The sequence below is a fragment of the Tenacibaculum haliotis genome, from assembly GCF_025215075.1.
Taxonomy (GTDB): domain Bacteria; phylum Bacteroidota; class Bacteroidia; order Flavobacteriales; family Flavobacteriaceae; genus Polaribacter; species Polaribacter haliotis_B.
This window is the reverse complement of the sequence record NZ_JAOBTH010000019.1, coordinates 18,440-40,318: the sequence shown is the minus strand read 5'-3', so window position 1 is coordinate 40,318 and position 21,879 is coordinate 18,440. Positions and strand designations below refer to the sequence as shown.

The 21,879-nt window shown below is 29.7% G+C and carries 21 protein-coding genes; 7 read left to right on the top strand and 14 right to left on the bottom strand.

Going from position 1 to position 21,879, the window contains the following annotated elements; genetic code table 11:
• Positions 1-3: 3 nt before the first annotated feature.
• The 7 genes from N2251_RS01670 to surE form a co-directional block, all read right to left on the bottom strand.
• Entirely contained in the window at positions 4-1,614 is a 1,611-nt protein-coding gene (locus N2251_RS01670) for a sensor histidine kinase (protein WP_260584950.1), read from the bottom strand.
• 5 nt (positions 1,615-1,619) lie between these two features.
• A complete protein-coding gene (locus N2251_RS01665; protein WP_245662301.1) occupies positions 1,620-2,396 on the bottom strand; it encodes a LytR/AlgR family response regulator transcription factor in 777 nt (258 codons plus the stop codon).
• Between the two features lie 84 nt (positions 2,397-2,480).
• Positions 2,481-2,978 carry a C40 family peptidase gene (locus tag N2251_RS01660; RefSeq protein ID WP_260584949.1) on the bottom strand — a complete coding sequence of 166 codons (498 nt, stop codon included), beginning with the start codon at positions 2,976-2,978 and terminating at the stop codon, positions 2,481-2,483.
• Between the two features lie 3 nt (positions 2,979-2,981).
• Complete coding sequence (locus N2251_RS01655; protein WP_260584948.1) at positions 2,982-3,497, bottom strand: C40 family peptidase; 516 nt, start codon at positions 3,495-3,497, stop codon at positions 2,982-2,984.
• 80 nt (positions 3,498-3,577) lie between these two features.
• Positions 3,578-4,687 carry a lipid-A-disaccharide synthase gene (gene lpxB, locus N2251_RS01650; protein ID WP_260584947.1) on the bottom strand — a complete coding sequence of 370 codons (1,110 nt, stop codon included), beginning with the start codon at positions 4,685-4,687 and terminating at the stop codon, positions 3,578-3,580.
• 10 nt (positions 4,688-4,697) lie between these two features.
• On the bottom strand, positions 4,698-4,985 hold the full coding sequence (locus N2251_RS01645) for a hypothetical protein (protein ID WP_260584946.1): 288 nt from the start codon (positions 4,983-4,985) through the stop codon (positions 4,698-4,700).
• Entirely contained in the window at positions 4,973-5,743 is a 771-nt protein-coding gene (surE, locus tag N2251_RS01640) for a 5'/3'-nucleotidase SurE (RefSeq protein WP_260584945.1), read from the bottom strand. The genes N2251_RS01645 and surE overlap by 13 nt, the downstream gene beginning before the upstream one ends.
• Before the next feature lie 389 nt (positions 5,744-6,132).
• On the opposite strand from surE, the gene N2251_RS01635 reads away from it, so the two are divergent.
• A complete protein-coding gene (locus N2251_RS01635) occupies positions 6,133-8,253 on the top strand; it encodes a carboxy terminal-processing peptidase (protein WP_260584944.1) in 2,121 nt (706 codons plus the stop codon).
• A 120-nt stretch (positions 8,254-8,373) separates the two neighbouring features.
• Here the strand turns inward: N2251_RS01635 and N2251_RS01630 are convergent, their stop codons facing one another.
• Complete coding sequence (locus N2251_RS01630) at positions 8,374-9,168, bottom strand: DUF2797 domain-containing protein (RefSeq protein ID WP_260584943.1); 795 nt, start codon at positions 9,166-9,168, stop codon at positions 8,374-8,376.
• Positions 9,169-9,234: 66 nt separating this feature from the next.
• Between N2251_RS01630 and N2251_RS01625 the strand changes: the two genes are divergently transcribed.
• The 3 genes from N2251_RS01625 to N2251_RS01615 all read left to right on the top strand — a co-directional run bounded on the left by N2251_RS01625 (position 9,235) and on the right by N2251_RS01615 (position 11,915).
• Positions 9,235-10,743 carry a GH3 auxin-responsive promoter family protein gene (locus N2251_RS01625; RefSeq protein ID WP_260584942.1) on the top strand — a complete coding sequence of 503 codons (1,509 nt, stop codon included), beginning with the start codon at positions 9,235-9,237 and terminating at the stop codon, positions 10,741-10,743.
• 3 nt (positions 10,744-10,746) lie between these two features.
• Positions 10,747-11,307 (top strand): Crp/Fnr family transcriptional regulator, encoded by a 561-nt coding sequence (locus N2251_RS01620; RefSeq protein WP_260584941.1) that lies wholly within the window; start codon positions 10,747-10,749, stop codon positions 11,305-11,307.
• Positions 11,308-11,375: 68 nt separating this feature from the next.
• Positions 11,376-11,915 (top strand): hypothetical protein, encoded by a 540-nt coding sequence (locus N2251_RS01615; RefSeq protein ID WP_260584940.1) that lies wholly within the window; start codon positions 11,376-11,378, stop codon positions 11,913-11,915.
• On the opposite strand, the gene N2251_RS01610 is transcribed toward N2251_RS01615, so the two are convergent.
• The 4 genes from N2251_RS01610 to N2251_RS01595 are packed head-to-tail and all read right to left on the bottom strand — an operon-like array spanning position 11,884 to position 15,535.
• Positions 11,884-12,360: a hypothetical protein gene (locus N2251_RS01610; RefSeq protein WP_260584939.1), complete on the bottom strand. Its 477-nt coding sequence runs from the start codon at positions 12,358-12,360 to the stop codon at positions 11,884-11,886. The genes N2251_RS01615 and N2251_RS01610 overlap by 32 nt on opposite strands.
• A gap of 35 nt (positions 12,361-12,395) precedes the next feature.
• Positions 12,396-13,649: a tetratricopeptide repeat protein gene (locus tag N2251_RS01605; protein WP_260584938.1), complete on the bottom strand. Its 1,254-nt coding sequence runs from the start codon at positions 13,647-13,649 to the stop codon at positions 12,396-12,398.
• Between the two features lie 6 nt (positions 13,650-13,655).
• Positions 13,656-15,170, bottom strand: a complete 1,515-nt coding sequence (locus N2251_RS01600; protein WP_260584937.1) for a M56 family metallopeptidase — start codon at positions 15,168-15,170, stop codon at positions 13,656-13,658.
• The gene (locus tag N2251_RS01595) at positions 15,167-15,535 is read right to left on the bottom strand and encodes a BlaI/MecI/CopY family transcriptional regulator (protein ID WP_260584936.1); all 369 of its coding nucleotides are present in this window, start codon (positions 15,533-15,535) and stop codon (positions 15,167-15,169) included. The genes N2251_RS01600 and N2251_RS01595 overlap by 4 nt, the downstream gene beginning before the upstream one ends.
• A 127-nt stretch (positions 15,536-15,662) precedes the next feature.
• Here N2251_RS01595 and N2251_RS01590 point away from each other — a divergent pair, with 127 nt between their 5' ends.
• A complete protein-coding gene (locus tag N2251_RS01590) occupies positions 15,663-16,163 on the top strand; it encodes a DUF456 domain-containing protein (protein WP_260584935.1) in 501 nt (166 codons plus the stop codon).
• A gap of 368 nt (positions 16,164-16,531) precedes the next feature.
• Positions 16,532-18,229 carry a lysine--tRNA ligase gene (gene lysS, locus N2251_RS01585; RefSeq protein WP_260584934.1) on the top strand — a complete coding sequence of 566 codons (1,698 nt, stop codon included), beginning with the start codon at positions 16,532-16,534 and terminating at the stop codon, positions 18,227-18,229.
• Between the two features lie 105 nt (positions 18,230-18,334).
• Here the strand turns inward: lysS and N2251_RS01580 are convergent, their stop codons facing one another.
• Complete coding sequence (locus N2251_RS01580; protein WP_260584933.1) at positions 18,335-19,132, bottom strand: energy transducer TonB; 798 nt, start codon at positions 19,130-19,132, stop codon at positions 18,335-18,337.
• Positions 19,133-19,252: 120 nt separating this feature from the next.
• Between N2251_RS01580 and N2251_RS01575 the strand changes: the two genes are divergently transcribed.
• A complete protein-coding gene (locus N2251_RS01575; RefSeq protein WP_260584932.1) occupies positions 19,253-21,286 on the top strand; it encodes a ComEC/Rec2 family competence protein in 2,034 nt (677 codons plus the stop codon).
• Here N2251_RS01575 and N2251_RS01570 read toward each other — a convergent pair.
• On the bottom strand, positions 21,279-21,797 hold the full coding sequence (locus N2251_RS01570) for a thioredoxin family protein (protein WP_260584931.1): 519 nt from the start codon (positions 21,795-21,797) through the stop codon (positions 21,279-21,281). The two genes, N2251_RS01575 and N2251_RS01570, sit on opposite strands and share 8 nt — an antisense overlap.
• Positions 21,798-21,879: the final 82 nt, after the last annotated feature.

The window sequence follows — 21,879 nt, the reverse complement described above, 5'->3', positions numbered from 1 at the left end:
TTATTATTTTGACAATAAAGGAAGATAACATTTAAATTTACCCCAAACAATCTCTGTTTTAAATGAATTTACATTATAAAATGCATAAAAATTATTCAAATAACTTAAACCGACACTGTAGCTTGCTTCTTTCTCGCCTTTTCTTGGATTATAATTGTTACTCACTATAATTATATCGTTTTCTATTAAAACTTCAACAAAAAGAGGGTTCTTTTTTGTTATCTCATTATGTTTAATAGCATTTTCTACTAATGTTTCTAATGCTAGAAATGGAATTTTATTGAATAATGCTTTATCTTCTTCGCTATTATCTACAATACTTAAGTTTATACTATTATTAAATCTGATTTTTTGCAAAAAGAAATACTGTTTTAAAAAATCTAGCTCTTCTTTAACAGTAGTAAAATTAGCCTCTCTTTCTTTTAATAAGTACCTATAAACTTCAGATAATTTTAGTACAAACTGCTGAGAGGTTGTTTTATCTAAACCTATTAGAGCATGTAAAGAATTTAACGTGTTGAATAAAAAATGGGGATTTAACTTTTTTCGCAACTGACTTAACTGTAATCGAGCATTTTTTTGTTGATACTGTTCATTACTGATAGCCAATCGTTTTCTTTCTTGCTCGTACTGAAGCGTTTTTAAATACTGACTTCTTAGTTGACTTCGGGAAAAAGCGAGTATTAACAAAAAGGTTAGTAATGCTAATAAACTCATCCATAGTAAATATTGCTTTATATTGTTTACAGACTCTTTAATAAAAATATTTAAAGGAAAACTTGTTATTAAAATCAATTCCGAGTTACCCACCTGTATAACATCATAATAACGCATTACTTCTAAATTCAAATATTCAGAAGTTACAGCTACTTTAACTTGATTTTTCTTTTTAAAATCCTGCTGTTCAAAATTTTCAACAATCTCATTCAACGAAACTTTATCAAAAAAAGAAGCTTCATACTTTCCTATATATCCTATTTCAGGATGCAGCATACAAACCCCCTCTTTATTCGTTAAAGTAACATACCCTCCTTTACCACTATATTTTTGTGAAAAATAATCCCAATACTTCAACAGGTTAATATCATAACCAAAAACAACGAAAGTGCCATCTTGCAATTTATGTTTGATAACCTTTCGGTAGTATATTTTACCTCTTAAATTTAAAATTGTATCAAAAACTTGGTTTTTATCTTCAAGAGATTTCGCCTTTTCTAATACACTTTTATTAGCATCCATACTACCAAAAAAGTAAGAATCTAAAACTTCATTATCGTCTAGAAAGTAAACAAAACTAATATCTATATTTTCTTCAGAGAAAGCTAATTCACTATTAAAAAGTAATCTATTTTTTAGCTCACTTCTACCTAAGTCATCACTACTTTCTATAATTTTTTGAGTATCGATAATGAATTTATTAAATTCATTAAAGTCAAATTGCAAAATACTTTCCTTTTCTTTTGCATATTGTTTTATAACAACCTCTATCAAGCTCTCAGCTTCTAAAGCTATTTTATTAGTTATTAATCTATATCCAATAAAAAACAATACGATTAACGATACACTTACTAAGAGATAATATTGATGCTTTCTTTTTTTTAACGGAAACTTCATAAAAACTAGTTATCCAACCACTTTTTAAATTCTTTTATTCTTTGAGCGCTCACTAAAAGCATTTCCTCTACATTTAAGTTTGGTTGTAATTCTATTTTTATACGATTGTTACTGTATTTTGATATGTTATTAATCGCTGAATGCTGTAAAATATATTTCCTATTAATTTTAAAAAAGTATTTTTCAGATAGTTCTTCTTCTAAGCTAGAAATTGTCCCGTCATAAAGATAACTTTCATTATCAAAAGTAAATAAGAATAAATACTTTCCTTGTGCCATAAAATAAGCAACGTCTTCTCTTTTTATAGAAATAGATAAACTTCCTTTGGATACTAAAAAACGTTCTTTTTCTTTTTGATGCTGTATTTTGCTATTCATTTGCAATAGTAATTGCTCTAGCTTATCAGTATACCCTTTATTTTCATTAAGGTTTATGTATTTTTCTATCGCTTTGTTAAGTAATTCTTCACTATATGGTTTTAATAAATAATCTATAGCAAAAAACTGAAAAGACTTGATTGCATACTCGTCAAAAGCTGTTGTAAAAATAATAGGTGTTGAGATTTTTAAATTCTCAAAAATTTCAAAACTATAACCATCACCAAGGTGAATGTCGCTTAAAATTAAATCACAAGTGTTTTCTTTAAGCCAAAGAATTGAATCTTCAACACTTTCCAATCGCTTTTTTACAGAAATTGAATGTGAACTTTTAAGCAATAAACTTTCTAAAGAAGAGGCAGCTAAATCTTCATCTTCAATAATAACTACATTCAATGTGTTCATTTTTAAATAAGGTTTTAAGGGATATGTTCAAAAGTATTAAATTATTTTAATACTATTAACGTCACTAATTATTTTATGAATAGATTAAAATATTCGCTTCGCTAGTACAAACTCCTTTTCCCAATACGACTCATTCATTGAAGATATAATAACCCCTTTTAAAGTTGTTGAATGGATAAAAAATATTTCACCACTCTCTATTGAAGTTATTAATCCAACATGATTTATTCGGCCTTTTAAACGAGCAATATCAAAAAAAAGCAAATCTCCTAATCTCACATCAACTAGCGAAATTTCTTTTCCTTTAGTACTTATTGCTTTTGATGAACGCGGTAATTTAATACCTATTTGTCTAAACGATGTGTTTACAAGCCCAGAACAATCCATTCCGTTTTTTGTTGTTCCTCCAGCCTTATAAGAAACATCTTTATATGAATTTGCTATCGCTAACAACTTCTTAATCTTTGTTTTTTTTGTAGCTACCTGCCCCTCTTTTTTACCTAATTCTTGATCATCTTGACTGATAAATTGAAAAGCGATAAACCCAATAATAATTAACAGTAAAATTTTGTTTTTATACATCTATCACAAAACTCTTTTCGCTTTTATAAACGCCCTACTCCAATAATTTTCATGTAGTGACGTAACAATAACTCCACGAGAACTTGTAGAGTGAATAAAACGAATATCTCCATTTTTAATAGAAGTAACCAAACCTACATGATTAACGCCTCGGCCTTTTCTAGATGTTTTAAAAAATAATAAATCACCACGTTGTACCTGTCGTAAAGAAATTACATAGCCTTTAGTGTACATATCACGTGATGTTCTAGGCAATTGAACTTTACGCTGCTTAAAAGAAGTATGAATTAAGCCAGAACAATCCATTCCTCTGTTTGTTATCCCTCCATATTTATAAGGCACACCTTTATATGTTACCGCCGTCCAAACAATTTTATCTGCTATGGTTGGTTTTCCTTTTGAAGGGGTTCTTTTTACTATAACTTTTTTTGGTTTTTTATATACTGTTACATTTTTTGATGCTCCACACGAAACCATTAAAAAAGAAAGAAGTACAATGAAAAGTGATTTTTTTATCATGTTATTGTTAAATCGAACGTAGTCGATATTTAATTCTACTCATTTTTGATGTCTCCCAACTACGCACGAGAAGACATACATTATTGCAATCCACTTACAATTAATTTTGCTGTTTTTTCAGAGGCTCCTTTACCTCCTAATTTTTGTTCTAAATCGAAATAAGATAAAAACAATTCTTCTCGATGTTTAGTGTCTAGAATATGCTTTAGTTCTTTTGCTAGATTCTTTTTTGTAAAATCATTCTGAATCAATTCAGTCACCACCTCTTTATCCATAATTAAATTCACCAACGAAATATACTTTAAAGTAATAATTCGTTTTGCTATTTGATATGAAATATTACTTCCTTTATAACAAACCACTTGCGGCACTTTAAACAGTGCTGTTTCTAAAGTTGCCGTTCCTGATGCTACTAATGCGGCATGAGAAATACTTAATAAGTCGTATGTTTTATTGTTAATAAACTTAACGTTAGAATCTCCAATAAATTCTTTATAAAACTCATAAGGCTGACTCGGAGCTCCGGCAACAACAAATTGGTAACTAGAAAAATCGTTAACTAAAGAAAGCATTACTGATAACATTTTTGTAATTTCTTGTTTTCTACTCCCAGGTAACAAAACAATAATTTCTTTACCTCCTAAATCATGCTGTTTCCTAAACGCTATTTCATCTACTTGTTTCCTACCCGCAATTCCGTCTATCAACGGATGCCCTACAAAATGCACATCGTAGTTATATTTTTGATAAAAATCTTTTTCAAACGGAAGGATTACAAACATTGCATCAACATCACGTTTTATATCTTTTACCCTACCTGCTCTACTTGCCCAAACCTGTGGCGATATATAATAATTGGTTTTAAAATTATGTTCTTTAGCCCATTTAGCTATCCGAAGATTAAAACCAGAATTATCAATTAAAATTAACACGTCTGGCTTAAAACTGGCGATGTCTTTTTTACAAAAAGATAGCATTCCAACTATCTTTCGCAAATTCATTAACACCTCTATAAAGCCCATAAAAGCACGTTCTTTATAATGCTTTACAAGCCTACCTCCTACTTCTTGCATTAAATCACCACCCCAAAAACGAATTTCTGCGGATGGATCTTCTTTTAATAAAGCTTTCATCAAATTAGCACCATGCAAATCACCTGAAGCCTCTCCTACAAGAATATAATATTTCATTATAATTTACTTAAATAAATTTTAAAATTAGTGTTACCAGCGCTACAGTTACCGTAGTTATTAAAACACCTCTTGCTCTATAATCTTGATTCTTTTTTAAAAATACCCAAAAAACAAATAAATTAGGAATCGCTGCCAATGCTAAAACCGGTCCTAAAACACCACCTTCTATTACTTTTTTAAATGTTTCTGAAATGGTATCCGCAGATATAAATTCTAAATAAATAAAAAGTCCACATGATGTTGCTACTATAGATGCTAAAATGCCTATTACAACTTCTTTATTTATATGTCCCATGAGTTTAATTTTTGAATTGCATGATGCGCTGTCATATCAAAATGAACAGGAACCATTGAAATGAATCCATTTTCTAACGCCCAAATATCGGTATCTTGTCCTTTATCTTTATTTACAAACTCACCTGATAACCAATAATATTCTTTACCGTACGGACTCTTACGTTTGTCGAAATTCTCTTTCCAATAACCATTTGCTTGACGGCAAACACGTACGCCTTTTATTTCATCTTCTTTTAACTTCGGTATATTTACATTTAACACTACGCCATCTGGTAAACCGTTTAATAAAACATTCAATACTATTTTTTCAATGTATTTTTTAGCTGCTCTAAAATCGGCATGCCAATCAAAATCTAATAAAGAAAAACCAATAGCAGGAATCCCTTCAATACCTGCTTCAACAGCTGCACTCATCGTTCCTGAATATAGAACATTTATTGATGAATTTGCACCATGATTAATTCCTGAAACACATAAATCTGGAATTCTATTTAAAATTTCATTCTTTGCCATCTTCACACAATCGGCAGGTGTACCAGAACAACTGTATTCAATTTGCGGCCCTTCATCAATTGTAATTGGATTACAACGCAACACATTGTCTACCGTAATTGCATGTCCCATTCCGCTTTGCGGACTATCAGGAGCAACAACAACAACGTCACCTATTTTATTCATTATTTCAATAAGCATACGAATACCTGGCGCGGTAATTCCGTCATCATTCGTTACCAAGATTAAGGGTCTTTCTTGCATAGTGTATTAGTTTTACAACAAATGTAACACAAAAAAAGCATTATTATTTTAACATTTTGTAAAGACATACTCCTTTATTTTATACGTAAAATTGTAGTAATCAAACACAAACAACATGTTACGATTTATTGTTTATTTATCTATTTTTATTGTGAGTACTTTTTTATCAGTAATAACTACTTAAGAAAACGTAAATACCTCCTATAACTCTTAGTGAATGTTCTTTTTTTACTTTTGAATTAAGGTTAAAAAACTCATTAAATTTAAAAAATAAATTTACGACTTGTAACTACTTACTTATTTAAACGACAAAAAAAATACTACTATTAAAAATTGGCATTATTTTAGTAGCTTAGCAATGTTAGAACACAATTAAAGACAGAAGATACATGAAGACGAAATTTATCATTCCTTTTTTAGCAATAACGCTATTATTTTCAAACACAACTTATTCGAATACTATTTCAAAAGCAGATCCTGAGAAGGATAGGGTTATTATATATGTTTTAAAAAATATTTTAAGTAGATATCATTATGTTCAGAAAGATTTAAATGATGATTTCTCTGAACATGTATACACAACATTTATTAACGACTTAGATCCTAGTAAAAGATATTTTACGCAAGAAGATTTAAAAGAATTTTCTCAATTTAAATATCAAATTGATGATCAATTAAAAAATAGTAAACTTGATTTTTATAAATTAGTTTACAATCGATTTTTAACAAAATTAGGAGTTGCCAAAAATAACTACCGTAGCCTATTAACCGAATCTTTTAATTACAAAAAAGAGGAAGTTATTGATATGGATTATGACAAAGTACCTTTTGCTAAAAACGAAAGTGAATTGGTAGATTATTGGAGAAAACAATTAAAATTATCTATTTTAAGTAGAGTTGAAGACTCGGAAGATTTACAAAAAGAAAAAGTTAAAAAGGATAAAAATTTTAAAAAGAAAACATTTTCTGAATTTGAAGCAGAAGCTAGAAAAGAAGTCTTAAAAAGTATGAACGAATTATACCAACGTATTGATGAACTTGAAAATTCTGATTGGTATTCTACTTTCTTAAATAGTGTCGTTGGTGGTTTCGACCCACATACAACTTATATGTCTCCTCGTTTAAAATCTCGTTTCGATCAAGAAATGTCAGGTAAATTAGAAGGAATTGGCGCTCGTTTACAAAAAAAAGGGATGTACACCCATATTATTGAGCTTATTTCTGGAGGTCCAGCTTGGAAACAAGGTGATTTAGAGCCAGATGATATTATTTTAAAAGTAGCACAAGGTGATGCAAAACCTTTGGATATTGTTGGAATGCGTTTAGACGATGCTATTAAATTTATCAAAGGAAAAAAAGGAACAGAAGTTCGATTAACTGTTAAGAAAAAATTTGATGGTTCAACTAAAGTTATTTCTATTATTAGAGATGTTGTTGAACTAGAGGAAACGTTTGTGAAATCGAGTATTGTTGAAAAAAATGGTGAAAAATACGGAATTATAGATTTACCAAGATTCTATATCGATTTTAATGACCTAAGCCGTAGAGATGCTGCTAAGGATATGGAAAAAGAAATTGAGCGTTTAAAAAAAGAAAACGTAAAAGGATTAATTGTTGATTTACGTGATAATGGTGGTGGTTCTTTAAAAACAGCTATTGAAATTGGTGGCTTATTTATTGAAAAAGGGCCGATTGTACAAGTAAAATACAGAGATGAAGAACCGTTAGTAAAAAATGATACTGATGCTAAAATTCAATGGAACGGACCTTTAGTAGTGATGGTAAATGAATTTTCTGCTTCGGCTTCCGAAATTTTTGCTGCCGCAATGCAAGATTATAAACGTGGGGTAATTATAGGTAGTAAACAAACCTACGGAAAAGGAACCGTGCAAAATGTGTTACCTATCAATCGTTTTTACGAAAAGTATCCGAGTGATTTAGGAGCTTTAAAAATGACTATCCAAAAATTCTACAGAATAAACGGAGGCTCTACTCAAATTGAAGGTGTATATTCTGATATATCATTACCAAGTAGGTATAGTTATATGAAATTTGGAGAACGCGATTTAGATGGTGCATTACCTTGGGATAAGGTGCAACAAGCTAAATATAATGCTACAAATTCATACAGTAACTTTGGCGATGCTGTTTACAATAGTCAGCAACGTATTTTAAACAATCAAAAATTTAAGAAGATTAATGAATACGCTAAATGGTTAAAGAAAAGCCAAGAAGAAAGAGTCTATTCTTTAAACTATACTACTTTTAAAAAAGAAAGTCATACTAAAATAGAAGAAGCCAAACAATTTAAAGACATTTATAAGTTTGACTCTAACTTAACTTTCAATTCACCAAAATACGAGCTAAACCTATTTACAAAAGATACTGTTTTAAAAGAAAAACGTGTGGTATGGCACAAGAACTTAAAAAAAGACATTTATTTAAACGAAGCGCTAAATGTACTAAGCGAGCTTAAAATGAATAAAAACTATACCATCGTAAAACAATAAAAAAAGCAGCCAGTTGGCTGCTTTTTTTATATCTCTTTAAATTATATTTTTACGCCATTCTGAACTTGATTCAGAATGACGGAAATTTCGCTTTTTAAACGACTTTTTATATAATACCACCTATCCCACTTCTATTTTCACCACCAAACCTTCATTTGCTCTAACATTAAAAACGGTTTCGTCTTCAAAAATTAAATACTGCCCTTTTACCCCAACTAAAACACCCGTATAAGTTTGTTCTTTTACAAGATTTAAACTTTTAGGTTTTAATGGATATTTTTCAACCGGAAAATTAATAACAGTCTCTTTATTATTTTCTATAATATACTCTTGCGCTTCTGCAGGTATAAATTCGCGTAATTTTTCTTGCCAAGATACTAAGCTTTCATCTACAACATCATTCTTAAGCATTTTTCGCCAATTAGTTTTATCAGCTACATGCTCTTTTAAAGCAACTTCAGTAATTCCTGCTAAATAACGATTCGGAACCTCAACAATTTCAATTGCCTCATGCGCTCCTTGATCTATCCAACGTGTTGGCACTTGCTGTTTTCTGGTAACACCAACTTTTACATTACTAGAGTTTGCTAAATACACAATATGCGGTTTTAATTGTACTTTTTTCTCATACTCTAAATCGCGATCTTCAATTCCTAAATGCGCTTTACTTAATTCAGGTCGCATAATCCAATCTCCAGCATTTGGTGTATCAAAAAAACAACTTTTACAAAATCCTTGACGGTATACCTCTTTTTCTAAATGACAGTTTAAACATTCATATTTAACGAAACTTAATGTTATATTCTTATTTAGCAACTGATTCATATTTATAAAATCGGTTTTCATATCTAAATAATATTGAACCGTCTCTAAGTTTTCAGTTATCATTTTTTTTAAAACTCCTTGGTATTGCATGTCTTAAATTTTATTACTTTTAGCTTCACAAACTTACAGTAAAAAAATTAAATTAAGAGGTAATATATGTCGTTTCCATTTATAAATTCTATCATTTCTTGGTTTTTAAAAAAGCGTAAACATCAAGTAGAATTGTTTTTAAAATATCCTGTTGATGTGCAAAATGAGCTGTTACAAAAATTACTAAATACCGCTAAGAATACCGAGTTCGGAAAACAACATTCTTTTGCATCAATACATAATTACACTGATTTCTCATCCAGTGTTCCTATTCAAAAATACGAAAGCATAGAACCTCTTATTGAGCGTTGTAGAAAAGGGGAACAAAATTTATTTTGGCCCACACCAATTCATTGGTTTGCAAAAAGTAGCGGAACCACCAATGCTAAAAGTAAGTTTATACCCGTTAGTGATGAAGCTTTAGAAGACTGTCATTTAAAAGCAGGAAAAGACATGCTGTGTTTATACATTAATAATAATGAAGACACGCAGATGTTTAAAGGTAAAGGACTAAAACTAGGTGGTAGTACGGCTATTTACGAAGATAATAATTCTTATTTTGGGGATTTATCCGCAATTATAACGGAAAACTTGCCTTTTTGGGCAGACTTTAGCTCTGCTCCTAGTCAGGAAGTTTCTTTAATGGCCGAATGGGAAACTAAAATGGAAGCTATTATTGATGAAACTATCAACGAAGACATTACAAGTTTAGTTGGTGTTCCTAGCTGGATGTTGGTTTTATTAAATCGTGTTTTAGAAAAAACAGGAAAAGATAATATTTTAGAAGTGTGGCCTAATTTAGAAGTGTATTTTCATGGTGGCGTAAACTTTAATCCATATCGTGAACAATACAAAAAACTGATTCCGAAAAAGGATTTTAAATACTACGAAACCTACAACGCTTCAGAAGGTTTTTTTGGAATTCAAGACAGAAATAATTCTGATGAAATGCTGCTAATGTTAGATTATGGTATTTTTTATGAGTTTATTCCGATGGATACTTATAACGGAGAAGATTCTGTTACAATTCCTTTATCCGAAGTTAAAAAAGGCGTGAATTATGCCATTGTAATTACTACAAATGGTGGTTTATGGCGTTATTTAATTGGCGACACTGTTAAATTTACTTCAACAGATCCGTATCGTATTAAAATTACCGGTCGAACCAAACATCATATTAACGTTTTTGGCGAGGAACTAATTATAGAAAATGCTGAAAAAGCATTAAAAGCAGCAAGCGAAAAAACCGATGCAAATATTAAAGATTACACTGTTGGACCTATTTTTATGGATGGTAAAAAAAGTGGCGGACATGAGTGGATTATCGAGTTTAGTAAAGCGCCTAAAAATATTAAATACTTTACCGAATTGTTAGATAATTCTTTAAAAACTATCAATTCAGATTACGAGGCTAAACGCTACAACAATTTAACATTGGCAATGCCGATTATACATGAAGCTCGTGAAAATTTATTTTATGATTGGCTACGAGAAAAAGGAAAACTGGGTGGCCAACATAAAGTACCTCGTTTATCGAACAAACGTGATTTTGTTGACGAATTATTAAAACTGTAAATTATGAATTCGTTCTTAGAGCAAAATGCTTCTTTATTATTAGAAAATCCTGAGTTAGCAGAAGCTTTCCAAAATATAATGGAGTTTGAAAAATACCCGAAGCATCATATTTTACATGAAGCAGGAAGAATTTGTAACCATATGTATATAATTACATCTGGTGCAGCTCGTGTGTTTTATTACAAGGAAGAAAAAGATATTACGGTTCATATTTCTGTAGAACAAGAAAGTATTACCACCATTGATAGTTTTATTCAACGTAAAAAAAGTAAATATAATATTGAAGCCTTAGAAGATTTAGAGGTTTTGAAAATATCACATTCAGATTTAGAAAACTTATTTGAATCGGATCCTAAATTTGAACGTTTTGGACGCTTATTTTTGCAACAAATTTATATAGATCTCGTTGAACGCATTGATGACTTGCAACTACATACTGCACAAGAACGTTATGAAATCTTATTAAACAAAAAACCATACCTTTTTAACAGAATTTCAGCAAAACATATTGCTTCTTTTTTAGGAATGACTCCTGAAACGTTTTGTAGAATAAGAGCAAAGTAATTTTATTGATAATTGTCAAGAATAATTAAGAAAGCATAAAATATCTTTGTCTTATCAATCTACAAACTATGACAATAGCAGATGCTTTACAGCAATTTTATAAAGAAAACAACTTCGCTAAAGATGGTGGTGAAAGTGAAGATACTTTTGAATTAAAATTCAGGTTTTTCTCATTAAAATTTCCCAATTCTCAGTTAAGAAAAGATGTTATTCACATTCATGACATTCAACATGTTTTGTATAGTTGCGATACAACATGGAAAGGTGAAGCTTTTATTGCTGGTTGGGAAATATCAACAGGGTTTTGGAAACATCTTCCTATTGGCTTTATGAGCTTATGGGCAATGGGGTTTTCTCTCTTTAATTACCCCAAAGAAGTTTATAAAGGATATAAAGCAGGAATAAAAGTAAATGGAATTATAGACCTAAAACTTAACAAACAGGAATTACTTGCATTATCAATTAAAGAGTTAAAAACAGTCATTAAAAAGAAAAAGAACATTAAAATGGATATTACTCAATATCTAATTTTCTCTTTTTGGGTATTAATGAGTCTTATCATTTTTTTGTTCCCTTTTAGTCTATTACCTCTTTTGCTACTATTTTAATAGGCAATTGATATTGTGTAATTACCGGAACACCTCTTTTAAAAGCAGGCGTAATTCTTGGTAATTTTTTAATCGCATTTCTTATAGCACTATCTAATTTAGGAAATTGATTTTTAATAGCTATCGATGCTGTAATTTTTTTAAGCCTAAAATTACCTTTGTTATCAATTAATAAATCAATTAAAATAACTTCACTAATATCTTCCTCCGCTACAAAGTTATAAGTTATTAAAGTGGCTTGTATTCTTTTATTTATCTCCTCACTAAAACAAACGCTATTTTTTTTAATCGATAAATTTTTACAGTTTTTAAAAGTCGGAGAAACATCTACTTTTGTATAATCAATAACAGTATTTAAGTTGTGATTTTTATTCTCTTCTGATAAAAAACCACAACTTAAACTCGTGAAAATTACTATAAAAAAAATCACATAAAAAAACCGCATCTCACTGACTTTGAGATGAAAATACAAAAAATGATTTACTCTAGCAGTTCTCCTTTTAAGAAATAATACTTTTTTATTTCTTTAAGCCGCACTTTTACCTGACTCGTTAGTAAAGAATCCTTAGTCTCAAACCTCTTCAGGTAATTTTTATAATGCTTATATCCTATTTTCTTATCCTTATAAAAATTTTCAGAAGTATTAGCTAATTGAAATAACGCTCTGTAATTCTTATAGTTTTCTGTATAAGCATTTCGGTAAGCATTCATTTCTTCTTTTGGCTTGCCTAATTCTTTATAAGTTCTTGCTAACTGATAATATTCGTTATCTCGTCTTTCTTTTCCTACAATCGTTCCGTACCAATAATTAAAACGAGCACTTTTATAGTCTTTTTCAGCAAAATCAATATCCCCTAAATACGTGTATGATTTAAAATCAGCTCTATCTATTTTTAGTGCTTTCTTAAAATTATTTCTTGCTTTTTCGTAGTCTTTCAACTTAAAAAAACTGCGTCCTAACATCTTTTTCGTATAATGTTCGTTCGGTTCTAATGAATCAATCTTAACCAACAAGGCAATTGCATCTTCATACTTTTTGCTTATATATAATTTATTAATCTTTAATTTATTTAAGGCAATATGTTTCGTGTTAACTTTTAAACCTCTATCTATAAAAATATTTGCCGAATCTTTATCTCTTAAAAGCGTGTAAGCAACCGCTAATTGATGAATTGCTTTTATATGTTCGTTGTCGTTTTTATAAGTTGCTAAAAAACTATTAATTTTTAAATCTCTCTTTTTTAATAATGCATATACAATTGCCATTTGGTAATGATAATTAGCATTACTCTCATCCTTTTTTAGAAGTTCCTCAAAAATAAGCTTTGCTTTCTTAGGTTGTTTCGTTTTTAAATACAGCTTTCCTAATTGATATTTTATTAATAAATTTTCAGAATCTGTATTTGTAATTTCTTCAAAAACTGTAATTGCTTTTTGCAACCTTTTTTCTTTCTGATAACTTTTCCCTAAAGCTACTTTAACCGAATACCCATTATTTAGTGATAATGCTTTTTCGTAATATTTCGACGCTTGTTTATAGTTATCAATCGAACTATAAATACTTGCAATTTTTTTGTTTGATTGATAACTCTCTGGCAATTTTTTAAGTTGTATTAATGCTTTTTGATAACGACCAATATGTACCAAGCTATCAATAGATTTAAAAGCCGAGGTTTGCGCCCCGACTTTTAAAAATGAAATAATAAGAACAATACTTAAAATTTTATTTTTCATATAATTTTACTCAACTATAAATGATATTGGTAACACATATCCGACCTTTACTTTTTTACCTTCATGCTCACCAGGTTTCATTTGGGGTAACTTTTTAATCATTTCCATTGCCGCTTCTTTTAGTTTCGGGTGTGGTGCTCTTGCTTTTACATCTGTAATGCTACCATCTTTATCTATTTTAAACTGTACATAAATTTTCTTTTTTCCTGATTTCAACCCTAAAGCATTTGCTAATTTGACATCAAAATTTTCTTTTACAAAATCCTGTAAACTTCTATTTAAACAACTTTTATTTCCTTCTTCACAACCTGGAAACGTTGGTGCTTTTTCTATGATTGAAAATGGAATATCCTCGCCTTTTATGTGTTTTTTTCTTTCACTTTTTGAGAAATCAAATAAATGAGCAATAATTTTTCGTCCATTAAATCCTGAGAAAATTTTCACATTCATCGTTGAACCAATTTTACTCGAATTAACTTTATCCCTTATATTAAAAAACTCTTGTTTTTCTTCTTCAGATAATTCCTTTATAGATAATTCTTTTCCTAAATCTACCTTATTATCTCCATAATAAGAATCTAGTAAGCTAGTTTTCTCTCCTTTTATTGATGTTAATTTACCTTCTTTACTATTATAAATTGTCATCAGTTCCTCTTCGGATTCTTTTTTTTCATTATCACTACACGCTGTGTAGAGCACCATACTAGCCAGCAACGGAATTAATAATAAATACTTTAATTGCTTTACTTGTTTTGATTTTCCTTTTGTCATCATAATAATTCTTTTTTTAATTAATGAATGTTTATAAAATTGATTTACGAATGAGATGTTTTCTACCTGAAAAATATCAGCTAATAAATTATTAATGTAATTTTCTTTTTCGGTTGATTTCGTTACCACATCGTCTGAAATATATTCGTGTACCAACGATATGCGGTTTTGATACACATACACCATCGGATTAAACCACATGAATATTCTTAAAAACTCGAAAAATAATAAATCGAAGGTGTGTTTTTGTCTACTATGTACTAACTCGTGTTCAATTATTTTTTCTTGTTTCTCTGCCGGAATTCCTTTTCCTAAAAATATATAGTTGAAAAACGAAAATGCTTTGGCATTTTTAGGTAACAACACTAATTTATATGCTTGTTTATTTTCACTTCCGTATTTAAAAACCAAACGGACAATTCGCTGTAGTTTTATAATAAAAATAGTAAGAAAGAATAAGCTTCCTACTGTAAAAAATACATCTAAATAATTTATAGATTGATACCAAGCTGCTTTTTCCAATACACTTTGTGGAGACAAAACTACTTCGGGTAATAAAATGGTGTATTCTAACGGAACTACTTTTTGTATGGTTGGTATTTTAAAAAGCGGTAATAAGAATGAAATAACCGACGTACTTAATAAATACCACCTGTTTTTAGTGAAAAAAGTTTCTTTACTTAAAAAAAAATCATAAACAGCAACAAACAATGCCTGAAATAGGATGACTTGAATTATATAGTTTATCATGACTTTTTATTTTTATTAGCTTCTTTTAAAATACTCTCAAGCTCGTTAATATTCATCTCATTTTCTTTCATAAAAAACGACACCATACTTTTAAATGAACCTCCAAAATAACCATCCATTAACTTATGTAAACTTTGGTTGCTGTATGACGATTTTTCTATTAACGGATAATACACATAACCTCGTCCTTTTGTTTTATGCCCCACAAATTCTTTGGTTTCTAAAATTCTGATAATTGTTGAAACTGTATTGTATGCTGGTTTCGGAATGGGTAATTCTTCAATTACATTTTTTACAGATGCCTCTTTTAACTCCCATAAAACTTGCATTATTTGCTCTTCGGCTTTTGTTAATTGTTTATTCATACTGTATGTTTTAATAACTTTGATTCAAATATAACTAAAAAATTAGTTATAACTAATTTTTTAGTTATAAATATGTAACAAACAATTCTTATTTTCGTCTTATGGTTAGATAATTAATAGTTTTTATATGGATATATTTTTAATTTTAGTAGGCTTTTGTTTTGTTTGTTTAGGAATCATTGGTGCTTTTTTACCAGTTTTACCTGGCCCAATTACAAGTTGGATTGGCTTATTAATACTGCACTTAACAAAAGTAATTCCGCAAGATTGGTGGTTTTTAGGAATCACCTTAGCTATTGCTATTATTATATTTATTCTAGATTATTTTATTCCTGCTATGGGAACAAAACGTTTTGGTGGCACTAAATATGGAGTGTACGGTACTACAATTGGGCTTATTATAGGTTTACTCTCTCCTATTCCGTTTGGAATATTAATTGGTGCTTTTTTGGGTGCGCTTATTGGTGAATTAATCTATGATAGTAAAGATACCAACAGAGCTATTAAAGCTTCCTTTGGTGCTTTATTGGGTTTTCTTACCTCTGCCACCATTAAATTTTCGATAGCTATTGTTTATTTTGTATTGTTTTTTACGACACTTTGGGAATACAAAAGTTCATTTATATAATGCGGTATCCTTAATAAATAAGTTTAGCCCCGATTGTAGCAATTGTTTGAGCTCCTCGCAGAGAGCGAGTGCGGAAAGCGGGAAATAGCTTCAAAAAAAAAGTAAAAACTTAAATTTAAGGCAAAAAAAAAGCAACCCATCTCAGGGAAGCTTTCCATTGGTTAACAAAACCATGACACTATTTAAAGTGCCTAACAACACAACTAAATGCTACCTTTAAAAAAAAGCAGCCTGCAAATATACAACCTTTTTTAACTCCACCAAGATTTTATTGTTTTTTTTTTGAAATTTCCAATTTCTTAAGCATTGTTTAATTCTGCAATTGATTGTATCTTTGCGGCTTCATTAAAAATTATAAAAAACAACCCATGCAATTATCAGAACAAGAAGTTGTACGTAGAGAAAAGTTAGGAAAACTACGTGAATTAGGTATTAATCCGTACCCTGCTGATTTATTTCCACTAGATTCAAATTCGAAAGTTATTAAACAGGAATTTGAAGAAGGGAAAAAGGTGGTAATTGCTGGTAGATTAATGAGTCGTCGTATTCAAGGAAAAGCATCGTTTGCTGAATTACAAGATAGCGAAGGTCGTATTCAGGTTTACTTTAATCGAGACGAAATTTGTGCTGGAGAAGACAAAACTTTATACAACGAAGTATATAAAAAATTATTAGATATTGGTGATTTCATTGGTATTGAGGGTGAATTATTTACAACTCAAGTTGGTGAAAAAACAGTAATGGTAAAAGGGTTTAAATTATTAAGTAAATCTTTAAAACCATTGCCTTTACCAAAGGTTGATGCCGAAGGAAATACGTTTGACGGATTTACAGATCCTGAGATGCGTTACCGTCAGCGTTATGCCGATTTAGTGGTAAACCCACACGTAAAAGAAGTTTTCGTTAAGCGTACAAAATTATTTACTGCGATGCGTAACTTTTTTAACGACTCAGGTTATTTTGAAGTTGAAACTCCGGTTTTACAACCTATTGCAGGTGGTGCTTCTGCAAGACCTTTTGTAACACATCACAATGCTTTAGATGTACCCTTATACATGCGTATTGCGAACGAATTATATCTTAAAAGATTAATTGTTGGTGGTTTTGATGGTGTGTATGAGTTTTCTAAAAACTTTAGAAATGAAGGAATGGACAGAACTCACAATCCTGAATTTACAGCAATGGAAATTTATGTAGCCTACAAAGACTACAACTGGATGATGGATTTTACTGAAAAATTATTAGAACATTGTGCTATTGCCGTTAACGGAACAACTGAAACAACTTTTGGAGAACATAAAGTTGATTTTAAAGCGCCGTATGCAAGAGTTACCATGGCAGATTCTATAAAACATTTTACTGGTTTTGATATTATCGGAAAGTCTGAAAGCGAGCTTTTTGAAGCTGCTAAAGGAATGGGAATTGAGGTGGATGCAACCATGGGTAAAGGAAAGTTAATTGATGAAATGTTTGGTGAAAAATGTGAAGGAAATTACATTCAGCCTACTTTTATTACTGATTATCCGAAGGAAATGTCGCCTTTATGTAAAGAACACAGAGACAACCCTGAATTAACAGAGCGTTTTGAATTAATGGTTTGTGGTAAAGAAATTGCCAATGCATATTCTGAGTTAAACGACCCAATTGATCAGCGTGAGCGTTTTGAAGCGCAACTTAAATTAGCTGAACGTGGTGATGATGAAGCGAGTGAGTTTATTGATCATGATTTTTTACGTGCTTTAGAATACGGAATGCCTCCAACGTCTGGTTTAGGAATTGGTATGGATCGTTTAATTATGTATTTAACCAACAATGCATCGATACAAGAAGTGTTATTTTTCCCTCAAATGAGACCTGAGAAAAAAGCGCCTGCTGTTGAATTAAACGACGATGAAAAAGCAGTGTTAGCTTTGATTGAAAAAGCTGAAAAGATTGCTTTAAATGATTTAAAAACACAATCTGGTTTATCTAATAAAAAATGGGACAAAACGATTAAAGGTTTAACCAAAAATAAATTAGCTAAAGTTGAAAAAACTGACGAAGGTTTATTTGTTGAAATAGCATAATATCCTTTTAAATATATTAAAAAAAGCAACCTTATTTAGGTTGCTTTTTTAGTTTTTGATATTCCTAAATAAGTTAAAATTATATCTTATGATACTATATCTTAATTAACAACCTGTATCGCCAACTGTTAATTCAATTTTTTGCTTTACGGGTTTTCCTGCGCTATTTTTTGCTGGTATCCATTTAGGCATTTGCTCTAGTAATTGTTCTATTGATTTATCAATTGATATGATACCTGAAGATTCTACAATATTTATATTAATTGCTGCTCCTTTTTCATCAATCATAAAACTAGCAGTAGCACTTTGTGTTGGATTAAATTTCCAATTCTTAATTTCTGTAGAACTATTGTTTTTTAAATAAGATTCTAGAGCGTTTTCTGCTCCTTCAAAACGAGCCGAAACATCTGGAACAACAGTTAGAATCTTTTTTATTTCACTTGTATTTAAAGAGTTTTGAGCTGCATTTTTAGTTTTATAAACAATTTTAACTCGTAAATCATCTCCAACTTTAGCATTTCTAAAAAGTGCTTGTTGCTTTGCATTTAAAGCAATACTCTTACATATTTCTTTAATCTCTTTGTTGTTTGTTACTCGAATAATTTCTATGGATACGTATTCTTCAATCCAACTCGTTGGGTAATATTCAAATACTTCTTTTAAATTTTTTACGTTACTTAATTCACCTTCTGTAATTGTTTTGTTATTCGCTCCTCTTACATAGTAAGTCAGTTTTCTTACAGGTGTTGATTTTAAAATAGAATTCTCAAAATCTGTAGAAACAACATTAACAGATGTTACTGATGTAATTTCTTTTTTTGTTTCCTTTTTATTTACAAAGCCAAAAACAACAAAACTTACTATCATTACTAAAATTGCGGCAACAGTTATTCTTCCTTTCATTTTTTGTTTTTTTATATTCTGTACTACAAATATACTCTTCAACTGCTAAGTAATTGAAAATGAAATGTAAAAAAAGTGTCAAAAATCTAACTAATTATTTTTTATTAACTTTAATGGGTTATGAAAAAGTTGTTGCAATATTCTCCTTTCCATTTTTTATGCTGTTTAATAATCGGAATTATTTTACAGTTTTACACGAATATATGGCGCTATGATTTCAACTTTTTAATCGTTTTTATTTGCTTTTTTTTACTTCTCCTATTTCTATTAAAGAGAAATAACAAACGTAAATTATTTTCTCTTATAACACTTTTATTTTTTGTAGTTATTGGAGTTTCAACTTCATTTATACACAACCCTAAAAATAATGCAAACTACTATCAACATTGTATTAAAAACAACTCAGGAGTAATTGTAAAAATTCATAAAGTTCTAAAATCGGGTAATTACAATCATAAATTTGTTGTTGATGTAATTCAGGTTGATACTAAAACAACAAGCGGAACCATTTTATTAAATCTAAAAAAAGACAGCACATTAAGAGCTTTAAATGTTGATGATCGTATTTTTTTGAAATCAGAATTTAAAAACTTAAGGGACCCTTTAAATCCGCATCAATTTAATTACAAAGATTATTTAGCAAAACAGTACATCTATCAACAAGTTTTTATCCAAAAAAAAGAATACAAAAGTTTAGAAAAAGGAACTGTGTCTATTTATGGATTATCAGCTCAATTCAGAAATAAGGTTCAAACTTCTTTAAAAAAATACTCTTTTAATAAAGATGAACTTTCGGTAATTAATGCTTTGTTATTAGGGCAACGGCAAGATATTTCTAAAAATCTTTTGGAAAGCTATATCAATGCTGGTGCCGTTCATATTTTGGCAATTTCAGGTTTGCATATCGGTATTATCTTACTCGTATTATCATCGTTATTTAAACCTTTAGAACGATTAAAACATGGCTTAACTATAAAAACTGTTCTAATCGTTGTTTTACTATGGATGTTTGCTTTTATCGCGGGATTATCAGCTTCTGTTGTAAGAGCGGTTACTATGTTTACTTTTATTGCTGTTGGCGAATCATTTAAAAAGAAACGAATCGTGGAATACTCGTTAATCAGTTCGATGTTTTTCTTATTATTAATCAAACCTTTATTTTTGTTTGATGTAGGATTTCAGTTGAGTTACCTCGCTGTTTTCGGAATTATTTGGGTACAACCCTTACTCTACAAATTATACAAACCCAAACTTTGGTTACTCGATAAAACATGGAGTTTACTTACAGTTTCTGTTGCTGCTCAAGTAGGAATATTACCTATTAGCTTGTATTATTTTCATCAGTTTCCAGGGCTTTTTATCATATCAAACATATTGATTATTCCGTTTTTAGGTGGAATCTTAACCGGCGGAATCTTAGTAATACTACTTGCGTTGTTAAACTTACTACCACAGTTTTTTGTTGATATTTACGGATTCGTTATTTCTTTAATGAATAAAATAGTCGATTGGGTTTCGAATCAAGAAGGGTTTCTATGGCAAGAAATATCGATGTCTTTTTACGAAATGATTGGTTGGTATTTTATAATCGTATTTGCTTATCAGTTCATCATTATCAAAAAAACAACACAATTATTATTTTTACTTGCGCCCATAGTGATACTGCAAACTGTTTTCATTTTCGAAAAAAGGAATCGACATCAGAAACAAGAAATTATAGTTTTTAATAAAAGCAGGAAAAATCTAGTAGGCATAAGAAACGGAAAACAATTGCATGTTTTTCACAACATGGATAGTCTTAAAATAATTACTGATAAGGCAATTAAAGATTATCGAATAAATGAAAGTGTAAAAAGTTATTCTACAAATAAAATACCTAATTACTTTAAGTTTAATACTGATAAAATTTTAATAGTTGATAGCTTAGGTATTTACAATATTGCTGTTAAAAACCCGATTGTAATACTACAACATTCTCCTAAAATTAATTTAACTCGATTGATAAAAACCTTAAAACCAAAGAGAATAATTGCTGATGGAAGTAATTACAGAAGTTATATAAACAGATGGGAATTGACTTGTAAAAAACAAAAAACTCAGTTTCACCATACTAGGCAAAACGGAGCTTATATTATTAATAAAAAAATTAGATAGACCCTTTAAAGTTTTTTGAAAACTTTGACCATTTGGTGTTCTTATAATTTTCTTTTGTAAAATAGGCTAAAACCATTTCGAATTTCTTTTCATCTAAATACCCAGGAACTGTTAGAATTAATTGTTCTTTAGGATCAAAAAAGGCTGTAGAAGGATAACTCATTTTCCCTTTCATAATAGCAACTGCTAATTCATGATACTTACTTCTTCCTTCTTGTACAAACTTATATGTTTTTCCTTTAAAACTAATATCTTCTTTTCCTTCTCCATCCATTTTTACGGCATAATAATGCTCATTAATATACTTAACAATAATGTCATTTGCATAAGTAGTCTTATCCATTTTTTTACACCATCCACACCAATCCGTATATAAATCGACTAAAATAGGTTTTGGGTTTTCTTTGTTTTTTTCTATCGCTTCTTCAAAAGTTAACCAATTAACTTTTTCTTGTGCTTTTACTCCAACTGAAATAAATACAAATACGGCTACTAAAATTAATTTTTTCATATCTCTTAGGTCTCAATAAGTATTCCAAATTTACAAAAAAACCTGTCAATTATTAATAATTGACAGGCTGTAAAGTTTTTTT

Excerpts from the sequence above, each read along its gene's own strand:
- N2251_RS01635 (WP_260584944.1), top strand. The coding sequence starts at position 6,133 with ATGAAGACGAAATTTATCATTCCTTTTTTAGCAATAACGCTATTATTT.
- N2251_RS01615 (WP_260584940.1), top strand. The coding sequence starts at position 11,376 with ATGACAATAGCAGATGCTTTACAGCAATTTTATAAAGAAAACAACTTC.
- N2251_RS01590 (WP_260584935.1), top strand. The coding sequence starts at position 15,663 with ATGGATATATTTTTAATTTTAGTAGGCTTTTGTTTTGTTTGTTTAGGA.
- N2251_RS01625 (WP_260584942.1), top strand. The coding sequence starts at position 9,235 with ATGTCGTTTCCATTTATAAATTCTATCATTTCTTGGTTTTTAAAAAAG.
- N2251_RS01605 (WP_260584938.1), bottom strand. The coding sequence starts at position 13,649 with ATGAAAAATAAAATTTTAAGTATTGTTCTTATTATTTCATTTTTAAAA.
- N2251_RS01570 (WP_260584931.1), bottom strand. The coding sequence starts at position 21,797 with ATGAAAAAATTAATTTTAGTAGCCGTATTTGTATTTATTTCAGTTGGA.
- N2251_RS01600 (WP_260584937.1), bottom strand. The coding sequence starts at position 15,170 with ATGATAAACTATATAATTCAAGTCATCCTATTTCAGGCATTGTTTGTT.
- surE (WP_260584945.1), bottom strand. The coding sequence starts at position 5,743 with ATGCAAGAAAGACCCTTAATCTTGGTAACGAATGATGACGGAATTACC.
- N2251_RS01645 (WP_260584946.1), bottom strand. The coding sequence starts at position 4,985 with ATGGGACATATAAATAAAGAAGTTGTAATAGGCATTTTAGCATCTATA.
- lysS (WP_260584934.1), top strand. The coding sequence starts at position 16,532 with ATGCAATTATCAGAACAAGAAGTTGTACGTAGAGAAAAGTTAGGAAAA.
- N2251_RS01610 (WP_260584939.1), bottom strand. The coding sequence starts at position 12,360 with ATGCGGTTTTTTTATGTGATTTTTTTTATAGTAATTTTCACGAGTTTA.
- N2251_RS01660 (WP_260584949.1), bottom strand. The coding sequence starts at position 2,978 with ATGTATAAAAACAAAATTTTACTGTTAATTATTATTGGGTTTATCGCT.
- N2251_RS01655 (WP_260584948.1), bottom strand. The coding sequence starts at position 3,497 with ATGATAAAAAAATCACTTTTCATTGTACTTCTTTCTTTTTTAATGGTT.
- N2251_RS01575 (WP_260584932.1), top strand. The coding sequence starts at position 19,253 with ATGAAAAAGTTGTTGCAATATTCTCCTTTCCATTTTTTATGCTGTTTA.
- lpxB (WP_260584947.1), bottom strand. The coding sequence starts at position 4,687 with ATGAAATATTATATTCTTGTAGGAGAGGCTTCAGGTGATTTGCATGGT.
- N2251_RS01580 (WP_260584933.1), bottom strand. The coding sequence starts at position 19,132 with ATGAAAGGAAGAATAACTGTTGCCGCAATTTTAGTAATGATAGTAAGT.
- N2251_RS01670 (WP_260584950.1), bottom strand. The coding sequence starts at position 1,614 with ATGAAGTTTCCGTTAAAAAAAAGAAAGCATCAATATTATCTCTTAGTA.
- N2251_RS01595 (WP_260584936.1), bottom strand. The coding sequence starts at position 15,535 with ATGAATAAACAATTAACAAAAGCCGAAGAGCAAATAATGCAAGTTTTA.
- N2251_RS01630 (WP_260584943.1), bottom strand. The coding sequence starts at position 9,168 with ATGCAATACCAAGGAGTTTTAAAAAAAATGATAACTGAAAACTTAGAG.
- N2251_RS01665 (WP_245662301.1), bottom strand. The coding sequence starts at position 2,396 with ATGAACACATTGAATGTAGTTATTATTGAAGATGAAGATTTAGCTGCC.
- N2251_RS01620 (WP_260584941.1), top strand. The coding sequence starts at position 10,747 with ATGAATTCGTTCTTAGAGCAAAATGCTTCTTTATTATTAGAAAATCCT.